At 43.1% G+C, this 2,267-nt stretch carries 3 protein-coding genes; 1 reads left to right on the forward strand and 2 read right to left on the reverse strand.

Annotated elements, in window-relative coordinates:
* Both AC1DWN_RS32390 and AC1DWN_RS32395 read right to left on the reverse strand, forming a co-directional pair.
* Positions 1 to 755: ABC transporter substrate-binding protein (locus tag AC1DWN_RS32390; protein WP_477562949.1), on the reverse strand; the 755-nt coding region annotated here is incomplete at its 3' end.
* A gap of 121 nt (positions 756 to 876) precedes the next feature.
* The gene (locus tag AC1DWN_RS32395; protein ID WP_477562950.1) at positions 877 to 1,902 is read right to left on the reverse strand and encodes a LacI family DNA-binding transcriptional regulator; all 1,026 of its coding nucleotides are present in this window, start codon (positions 1,900 to 1,902) and stop codon (positions 877 to 879) included.
* 168 nt (positions 1,903 to 2,070) lie between these two features.
* On the opposite strand from AC1DWN_RS32395, the gene AC1DWN_RS32400 reads away from it, so the two are divergent.
* The coding region (locus tag AC1DWN_RS32400; protein WP_477562951.1) for a ChbG/HpnK family deacetylase at positions 2,071 to 2,267 on the forward strand (197 nt) is incomplete at its 3' end.

Here is a 2,267-nt window from a genome sequence, read left to right on the forward strand (position 1 = left end):
TTATCGGCCCGGTTGCTCTTCAACACTTCCGCCGCTCCCGGTTCATTCGCCATGAAAGCAGAAGCCAGAAGCATAGTTGTCCAAGCATTTTCACCAGTCATTAATGCGAGTGGCGTAAATCCCTTTTCCTTAAGTGTTTGAAGGGTCTGACCAAATTCCTCAAAATTCATTTGTGCGATCGGTTTGGTAATTCCTGCGGCTYCAAACATCTCTTTATTGTAAAATAGTCCGATGGGACGGATAACTGCGTATGGCATAGAGTAAGTTTTATTATTTCTTGTGTTGTAAGCTATGGAATCTGGAATCAGAAGTTTAGTTAATTCCGGTTTTGAATCCAAAAACGGTTTCAAATCATAAATCTGATCTTTCTCAATGAGACTCTCTACGAACTCGGTAGCCCCTCCCTCAATTAGAGCCGGCAACTCGCCTTGCTGCCATAGAAGTTTGATTTTATCGTTATAGTCATCATTTGGAACTTCTTCGATTTTGATCTCATATTTGTTTGCATATTTGGTGTTGAAACGTTCAATTTGAGGCAGGAAAAATTTAGCCCCAACATTTTGACCCGATTTATAGTGCGGAATCTTGAGCACTACTTTCTCTTGCTTAGCCGTTTCTTCCTTTTTGTCCGCCTTTGTGCCTGACGTATTCGTTGCATTTGTTGCGTTCTTTGGATCATTGTTGGAACCGCACGCTGTCAATACCATCAAGATGGACATACACATGATCATTACGAAATTAAACTTTTTTCTCATAAGCTAATCTTCGCCCCTTCATGATTATTAATCTATTTAAAGATTCCCGGAGGAATTCTTTAAAACATCAGCCAACATTAACATCCGAAACGTTTCGGAAAAAGAGCACAAAAAGGTGAAGTCACCCTTTTTGCAATCGATCTGTGCTTTCCCGTATGATAAGTTCGTTGTCCAGCACAACTTTATGCTTGACATTCCGCCCTTCCAACATATCAATCAGCATTTGCGCCGCTTGATAGCCCATCTCGTATTTCCCCTGACGCACAGTTGTGAGTTTGGGCGAACAGTAGGATGCGATTGATATATCGTCAAAGCCTACAATCGACATTGAACCGGGTATTGTTCTACCCATTTGCTCTAGCCCTTTCATAGCTCCCAGAGCCATCAAATCGCTAGAGCAAACCACTGCTGTCACTTCTGGTTGGCGTGAAATAATTTCGCCAATCGCCGCCATCCCTCCTTCTTCCGTAAAGCGGCCGTCAACAACCTTGCTCGGATCGTACGGGATGCCCGCCTCCTGCAGGGCCAGGATATAGCCTGTCAACCGTTCCCCGCTGACGGATGCTTCTTCATACCCATTCATTAATGCAATATTCCGGTGATCTAGATCAACCAAATGTCTGACTGCCTGTCTGATCCCATTCACATTATCGGTTGTCACGTGACCGGCCCACTCGCCTGCGACGGGTATGTCGATTAACACGGAAGGGAAAGTGGATTGATCAATAACTTCTTTCAAATAAGGATCAGTTGTCTTTAACCCTTGCAAAATGACGCCGTCTACATTGCGCTCCTGACAAAGGTCGGAATAGGTTTTGTTCTTTTGCTTGTTGGGATTCGTACTAAATAAAATGATGTCGTAATTAAGCTCGCTAGCCCGATCACTAATCCCGCAAAGTACCTCGAATGAAAAAGCGGACTTGATGCTTGAATGTGTGAGCTCCGAAATGATTACGCCAATCGTATTCGTTTTTTTCAACACAAGACTTTGTGCTTGAGCATTCGGCCGATAGGACATTTTGTCTGCCAGTATTTTAATACGGCTTCGAGTTTTTTCATTAACATCGGAATAGCCGTTTAACGCTCGGGATACGGTTGTAATTGAAACTCCTGCTGCTTTAGCAATATCTTTAATCGTGGTCGCCATTCGTAACCTCTTTCTTTCCGAAACGTTTTGGAACTAAAATCAATATACCATCTATTGTAAACGTTTGCAACCCTAACAAAAATTTGTTCGGTTTCACTTATCTGGATGTATAATGGATACCATTACACTATCAATCCTATTAAATCAAACAATTGGAGGTCGTAAAGCTTGGTCAAACGGAATATTTTTCTAATAACACAAGGTGATGATTTGGGAGGGAGCTATTCCGCTAATAGAGCTATCTTTGAGGGATGGCGGCACGGTACTCTTCGTAACGGTTCGTTGATGGCCAACGGCATAGCATTGCTGGACGCTGCAAGACTTTTTGCCCATGAGGCAGAATTCTGCATTGGGCTCCACTGTAC

This window comes from Paenibacillus sp. P4_A7 (assembly GCF_056402455.1).

Coding starts and splice junctions, on each gene's coding strand:
- AC1DWN_RS32395 (WP_477562950.1), bottom strand. CDS start 1,902: ATGGCGACCACGATTAAAGATATTGCTAAAGCAGCAGGAGTTTCAATT.